Genomic DNA, 6,931 nt, shown 5'->3' with positions numbered 1-6,931 from the left:
CTCGCGTTCGCGCGGGGTGAGCTGCTCCAGCGGATCCCGGCGGCGGCGCAGCAGCTGGCGCACCACCTCGGGGTCGACCACCGTCCCGCCGTCCGCCACCTCGTGCAGCGCCGCCACGAACTCCTCGACCTGGCCGACCCGGTCCTTGAGCAGATAGCCGACGCCCGATCCGTCGCCGGAGTCCAGGAGCTCGGCGGCGTACGTCCGTTGCACGTACTGACTGAGGACCAGGACCGGGAGTGCGGGGCGCCGCTCGCGCAGCCGCACCGCCGCGTGCAGGCCCTCGTCCTGGAAGCCGGGCGGCATGCGCACATCCGTGACCACGATGTCGGGGGCGTGTTCCTCGACCGCGGAGATCAGCGCCTGCGCGTCCCCGACGGCCGCCACCACCTCGTGGCCGCAGCGGGCGAGCAGGCCGATGAGCCCTTCCCGCAGCAGCACGCTGTCCTCGGCCAGCACTACGCGGAGCGGTCGCCCGCCCTGGTCAACTCGCAAGGAAACTCCACACGCAACAGAGTCGGCCCACCCGGCGGACTGGTCAGAGCCAGTCTGCCATCCAGCACCGACACCCGGTCCGCGAGGCCGGTGAGGCCGCTGCCCGCCGAGGGGTCCGCGCCGCCGCGGCCGTCGTCGCGCAGTTCGAGGAACAGCATCCCGTCGCGATGGCCGCCGCTGACCTGCGCACGCTCCGCCCCGCTGTGCTTCGCGACGTTGGCGAGCGCCTCGCAGACCACGAAGTACGCCGCGGCCTCCACCGCCGCCGATGGCCTGCCCGGCAGTTCGAGGTCCACGTCGACGGGGACCACGCAGCGGTCGGCGGCGTCGGTGACCGCTGCGTGCAGGCCGTGGTCGGTGAGGACCTTCGGGTGGATGCCGTGGATGAGTTCGCGCAGCTCCGCGAGTGCCTTGCCCGCCTCGCCGTGCGCCTTGGTGAGCTGGTCGGCGAGCGGGCCGGGCGGTGCGTCGAGTCGCGCCAGCCCCAGGGTCATGGACAGGGCCACGAGGCGTTGTTGGGCGCCGTCGTGCAGATCCCGCTCGATGCGGCGCCGCTCGGCCTCGAAGGCATCCACCAACCGGGCCCGGGAGCGGGCAAGTTCGACCACCTTGGCGCCGAGCTCGCCCTCGGGGGAGCTGATCAGCAGCCGGGTCAGACCGGCGCGGGCGCCCGCCGCGGCGCCGAGCAGGTAAGCGCCAAGGCCCAGCAGGAGCAGGCCAAGTGCGGCCGCGCCGCAGGCGGTTGGCCAGGTGGTGACCGTCCACTGCTTGAGTACCTTCGCCTCCTCGCCGTCGCCGACCGTGGCCATCAGCAGGGGCGTGGCGACCACGGAGAGCGGGAGGAACAGGGCGACCACGATCGCCACGGCGTCGACCGGCCACAGCAGACCGGCGAACAGCAGGGTGTATCCGAGCTCCCGCCACGTCACCGGTTCGCGCAGCCGGGTGGTCAGCCAGGGCCGCAGTCCCGGCGCGGCCGGAACCCGGTGACGGCCCGGCGCCGGATCGCGGTCGATCAGGCGCAGCCTGCGCCGCTCCACCGCAGCCACCGGGATTCCGCTGAGGGCGACCAGCACGAGCAGCGGCAGCCCCACCAGGACGAGCGTGAGCACGCCGCAGACGGCTGTGAGCGCCACGAGCACCACCAGAGCGGCGACGCCGGTCACCGCGCCGGTGAGCAGATACGCGGCGGACCGCCAAGGCCAGGCCGACAGCAGAAAGCCCGGCCGGGACATGGCCTGCCACACGTTCCGAAGGTGCATGCGCATGACCGTAAGCGGCCGCCGAGGGGCGGTGCCATCGGGGCAGGGTCCGTATCGGGGGTATGCCTGGCCCCACCCGGGGTCTCGGTCCCGCCGTACTGCGTCACCAGGGGTTTTCGCGGTTTCGTAAGGCCACCGACGAGCCGAGGAGCAGGTACTGGTGGCAAGACAGCAGGCAAAGGCACTGGCGGCACGACGCATGACCGACGACGGGATCCGACTGCACTCCGTGACGCGGCGGTTCGGATCGGGGAGTACGTCCGTCACCGCCCTCGACGACGTGTCGCTCGTGATTCCGAGGGGGACGTTCACCGCCGTGATGGGACCGTCCGGATCCGGCAAGTCGACCCTGCTGCAGTGCGCCGCGGGCCTGGACCGGCCCACGTCGGGCTCGGTCACCGTGGGCGGCACGGAACTGACCGCGCTGAGCGAGAGGAAGCTGACCCTGCTGCGCCGCGAGCGCATCGGCTTCGTGTTCCAGGCGTTCAACCTGCTGCCGTCGCTGACCGCCGAGCAGAACGTGGCCCTGCCCCTGCGGCTGTCGGGCCGCCGCCCGAAGCGGGCGCAGGTGCGCGAGGCGCTCCGGCAGGTCGGACTCGGCGACCGGGCGCGGCACCGGCCGACGGAGCTGTCCGGCGGGCAGCAGCAGCGGGTCGCCCTCGCCCGCGCGCTCATCACCCGGCCCGACGTGCTGTTCGGCGACGAGCCGACCGGCGCGCTCGACTCGCGGACAGGCCGCGACGTGCTGGCCCTGCTGTGCGGCACGGTCGACCGGGACGGCCAGACGATCGTCATGGTCACGCACGACCCCGTCGCCGCCTCCTGGGCGGACCGCGTCGTCTTCCTCGTCGACGGCCGTATGAACGGAGAGCTGAGTGGAGCCGCCGCCGAGGACATCGCGGCGCACATGACCAAGCTGGAGGCCGAGCCGACCCGGGGCAGGCCAACCCAGGCACAGCCCCCGAACCAGCCCGAGGCGGCACCGTGCTGAACACCGCCCTTCGCACCCTGCGCACCCGCTGGATCACCTTCGTCGGCAGCTCCCTCGCCCTCTCCCTGGGCGTGGCCCTGATCGCCGTCATGGGCCTGGCCCTGGCGTCCTCACTGGACGCACCGGACCGGGGGCCCGAGCGGTTCGCCGCCGCGCCGGTCGTCGTCAAGGGACAGGACACCCTCAAGGTGCCCACCTCGGTCGACGACCGCACCCAGCGGCTCGCGCAGCCGCGTCCCGTGCCCGGCCGCGCGGTCGCGAAGCTGCGCGGCCTGGGGACCGTCGTCGAGGACCGGTCGTTCGCCGTACGTGCCGGGGGCGGGCCCGCCGATCTGGTCGGCCACCCCTGGTCCACCGCGGCCTTCGCACCGTACGAGCTCGACGCGGGACGCGCGCCCGAGGCCGCGGACGAAGTCGTCGTCAGCGGTGACTGGGCCCCTCCGGGGACCCGGCTGAGGACCGGCGACGGCACGGTGCGCGTTGTCGGCACCGTGGCCGGGCTCGGCTTCGAGGACGCCGTGTTCTACACCGACGCCCGCGCCGCCGAGCTGTCGCCGCGCAGCCTCCAACTCGTGGTCGACGCCGACGCGGAGGCCGTGCGCCACGCGGTACGCGGCAGCGGCGACGGCAGTGACGGCGGCCCCGACGGCGTGCAGGTCCTCACCGGGGACGCGCGCCGGTACGCCGATGCCGACCCCGACCGGGACAGCGAGGCGCTCACCGCGATGAACGCCATGTTCGGCACGGCCGGCGGCGTCACCGGATTCGTTTCGGTGTTCGTGGTGGCCTCCACCTTCGCGTTCGCGGTGGCCCAGCGGCGCCGCGAGTTCGGACTCCTGCGCACCGCCGGGGCGACCCCCGGGCAGATCCGCCGCATGGTGCTCTCCGAGGCACTCGTGGTCGGCGTGCTCGCCTCGGCCGTGGGCTGTGCGCTCGGCACCTACGGGGCTCCGATGCTCGCCGAATGGTCGGTCGACGAGGGCCTCGCGCCCCGCTGGTTCACCATCGGCGACCACACCTGGCCCTACCACATGGCGTTCTGGACGGGCCTGTTCGTGGCCCTGTGCGGTGCGCTCGCCGCGTCCTGGCGGGCGGGTCGCACCGGGCCGACCGAAGCGCTGCGCGAGGCGTCCGTGGACACCCGGGCCATGACACGGGGGCGTTGGCTGGTCGGCTCGGCGCTCCTGGCCACCGCCGCGGTGACCCTGGTCCTTGCCCTGGTGACGAACCCGGGCGACCTGCTGCAGCGCAAGACGTACGTGAGTCGGCCCATGCTGCTGATCAGCGCGGTCGCCCTGCTGGCGCCGGTACTGGTGCGGCCGTCGGCCAGGCTGATCGCCTGGTTGCCTGCCCGACTGCCCGGCGCGGGCGGGATGCTGATGCGGGAGAACGCCGCCGCCGGGGTGCGCCGAACCGCGGCGGTCGCGGCCCCCGTGCTGGTCACGGTCGCGCTGGCGGGCTCGCTGCTGGGTGCCACCGCGACCCTCGGCGAGGCGAAGGCCACCGAGACGCGCGAGCGGACGGCGGCCGACTTCGTGGTCACCCCGGCGGGCGCCGCGGGAGAAGCGGGCGGCGTGCGCGAAACCGGCTTCGGCGAGGCGGCGCTGGAGCGGCTGCGCGCCGTGCCCGGCACCGAGGTGACGCCGAGCTCGTCGAGCGCCGTGTACGTCCTGGAGGACGGCGTGGCACTGATCAGGTCCGGGGCCAGGGCCGCCGAGCCCGAACCGCTCGCGGCGACGGCGCGGCTCCCGCTCGCCGCGGGAGAGGTGAGCGACCTCGACGACGCATCGATCATCGTCAACGAGGAGTGGGAGAAGCACACCGTGGGCGAGCGGGTGGACGTGTGGCTCGGCGACGGCACGCGGAAGTCCCTGAAGATCGCCGCCGTCATGACGACCGGCACCGGCGACAACGGCGTCTACGTCACCCCGCGCAACGCTCCCGCGGCGCCCGTCGACCGGGTCGACGTACGCCTCGCGGACGGCGCCGACCCCGCCGCCGTGGCCGCCGGTCTGCGGCAGGCGGTGCGGGCGTCGGGCGGTGAGGTGCTCACCAGGGACGCCTGGGTGCGGGCGATGCGCCCCGAGACCGACCGGACGACCCGCACGGGCCTCTTCATGGTCCTCGGGATCGCCCTCCTCTACACCGGCATCTCGCTGGCCAACACCATGGTCATGGCGACCTCCGACCGGCTCCGCGAACTGGCTGCGCTGCGGCTGGCCGGTGCCACCCGGTGGCAGGTGCTGCGGCTGGTGGGCGCCGAGGCGTCGCTGGTGGTCATGGTCGGCGGACTGCTGGGCGCGCTGGTCGCCGGGCTCAATCTGGTGGGCATGTGGCGGGCGCTGGGTCTGCTCTCGGTGCGGACGTCCGTCGAGGTCCCGTGGGTGACGCTCGGGGCGGTCCTGGGCGGCTGCGCGGTGCTCGGCGTGCTCTCGGCGGTCGTGCCTGCCGGTCTCGCCCTGCGCCGCGGGGCGCTGGAGCCTGCGGGCGTACGCGAGTGACGTCCCGGACCGAGGACCTCCCGGTCGACGGAGTCCGGGCCGCGTCCGGGCGGCTCCCTGGTCGGCGTCGGCCCGTGCCGCCACGCGCATACGCTTCCTCGCATGGAACTGCGGCAGCTCAGCTACTTCGTGACCGTCGCCGACGAGCTGCACTTCGGGCGCGCGGCAGAGCGGCTGCACATCGTCCAGTCCGCGGTCAGCCAGCAGATACGGCGCCTGGAGCGGGAGCTGGGCGCCGAGCTCTTCGACCGCTCGCCCCGCCATGTGCGGCTGACCGGTGCGGGGGAGCGGCTGCTGCCCGAGGCGCGGGCCGTGCTGGCCGCCGCCGAACGGGCGCGGGCCGCGGTCGCCCCGCCCGTCGGCCTGCGGCTCGCCACCAGCACCGGACTGGGGGAGCATCTGGACCGGGTGCTCGCGGAGTTCGCCGTGCGGGCGCCCGGAGTGCCGGTGGAGCTGGTGTCGGGCGGTGCGCGCGAGCGGCTCGAACAGGTCGTCGACGGGCGGGTCGACGCCGCCTTCGTACGTTCCGTGGAGCCCGTGCCCGGTGTGCGGATCGTGCCGCTGTGGGACGACCCGCTGGTGGCCGTCCTCCCGGCCGCGCATCCCCTCGCCGAGGGCCCGGACGTGGCGCTCGGCGACCTCGCGGGGCTGCCGCTGACGATCACCGCGCGGCGCGACAACCCGCCGCTGGTGGACCTCGTCGTCGGGGCGTGCGGCGACGCGGGGTTCGAGCCGGTGCCGGGGGCTTCCGGGGGTTCGCTGCAGGACCGGCTCGCCACGATCGGGGCGGGGATCGTGCCGCAGTGGACGGTCGTGTACGCGTCGCACGCGCGCGTGCTGCACAGTCCGCGGGTGGCGTTCCTGCCCTTCCGCGAGCCCGGGCTCGCGCTCGCCACCGGGCTCGCCGTGCGGGCGGGGCGGTCGGTGCCGGGGCTCGATGTCCTCCTCGCCGCGTGCACGGCGGCAGCGGCCCGGTAGGGCCTCGCTGACCTGCGGTGATCACGGAAACTGATCGCTGTGTGCGTCGGCTGGCCCTTGGTCGCGCGGCGCCGCTGGGCTGGACTGGGGTCGTACCGAGGAACCCCGGGAGGAGACTCCCGGGGCGGCTCACTTCTCAGCCGGTAACTCCGGCCCCGATCAAGGGAGTTCCATCATGCCCGTCGTCACCGTCCAGCAGGGTCCCCGCACCGTCGAGCTCAAGCGGGAGCTGGTCAGGCAGATCACCGACGCGTTCGTGGACGCGTACAAGATTCCCGCCGAGAGCGTGCAGGTGTGGATCCACGAGACGCCGACCGACAGCTGGGGCGCCGCCGGAAAGCTGACCGCCGACAAGTAGCCGGTCCGGTTCTCCGCCTACGGAAGCAGGCCCGCCCGGCGCGCCGCCACCACCGCCTCCAGGCGCGTGTGCGCCCCCAGCTTCCGCATGGCCGAGCGCAGGTAGCCCTTCACGGTCTCGGGGCGCAGGCCGAGCCGCTCGGCGGCCGCCGCGTTCGTCACGCCGGTGGCCACGCAGGACAGCACGTCGACCTCGCGGGGGGCGAGGGCGACGGGGCGGTCCCGGGTCTGCGCCGGGACCGTGGCCGCCGACTCCAGACGGCCGCACACCGCGAGGAGTTCGGCGCGCAGCGCGGCATCGGCGACACGCGGCGCCAGGGCCCGCAGCGCGCCGTGCGCCTCGCGGA

General features: G+C 74.4%; 7 protein-coding genes. 4 read left to right on the top strand and 3 right to left on the bottom strand.

Features of this window, described 5'->3' with window-relative positions:
* Positions 1-495, bottom strand: a 495-nt coding sequence (locus AOK03_RS30375; protein ID WP_244177810.1) for a response regulator, incomplete at its 3' end; no start/stop codon positions are given.
* Positions 459-1,730: a sensor histidine kinase gene (locus AOK03_RS30370; RefSeq protein ID WP_055568571.1), complete on the bottom strand. Its 1,272-nt coding sequence runs from the start codon at positions 1,728-1,730 to the stop codon at positions 459-461. The genes AOK03_RS30375 and AOK03_RS30370, both read right to left, overlap by 37 nt.
* Positions 1,731-1,956: 226 nt before the next feature.
* Between AOK03_RS30370 and AOK03_RS30365 the strand changes: the two genes are divergently transcribed.
* The 4 genes from AOK03_RS30365 (at position 1,957) to dmpI (ending at position 6,585) form a co-directional block, all read left to right on the top strand.
* A complete protein-coding gene (locus AOK03_RS30365) occupies positions 1,957-2,748 on the top strand; it encodes an ABC transporter ATP-binding protein (protein ID WP_055568570.1) in 792 nt (263 codons plus the stop codon).
* Positions 2,742-5,249 carry an FtsX-like permease family protein gene (locus AOK03_RS30360; RefSeq protein ID WP_055568569.1) on the top strand — a complete coding sequence of 836 codons (2,508 nt, stop codon included), beginning with the start codon at positions 2,742-2,744 and terminating at the stop codon, positions 5,247-5,249. Before AOK03_RS30365 ends, AOK03_RS30360 begins: the two co-directional genes overlap by 7 nt.
* A gap of 102 nt (positions 5,250-5,351) precedes the next feature.
* Positions 5,352-6,227 (top strand): LysR family transcriptional regulator, encoded by an 876-nt coding sequence (locus AOK03_RS30355; protein WP_055568568.1) that lies wholly within the window; start codon positions 5,352-5,354, stop codon positions 6,225-6,227.
* A gap of 175 nt (positions 6,228-6,402) precedes the next feature.
* Entirely contained in the window at positions 6,403-6,585 is a 183-nt protein-coding gene (gene dmpI, locus AOK03_RS30350; protein WP_055568567.1) for a 4-oxalocrotonate tautomerase DmpI, read from the top strand.
* Between the two features lie 17 nt (positions 6,586-6,602).
* Here dmpI and AOK03_RS30345 read toward each other — a convergent pair.
* Positions 6,603-6,931, bottom strand: a 329-nt coding sequence (locus AOK03_RS30345) for a helix-turn-helix domain-containing protein (RefSeq protein ID WP_167355656.1), incomplete at its 5' end; no start/stop codon positions are given.

Source organism: Streptomyces atriruber (assembly GCF_001418325.1).
Taxonomy (GTDB): domain Bacteria; phylum Actinomycetota; class Actinomycetes; order Streptomycetales; family Streptomycetaceae; genus Streptomyces; species Streptomyces atriruber.
The sequence above is the reverse complement of the archived record's forward strand: the minus strand, read 5'-3'. Positions and strand labels throughout refer to the sequence as shown.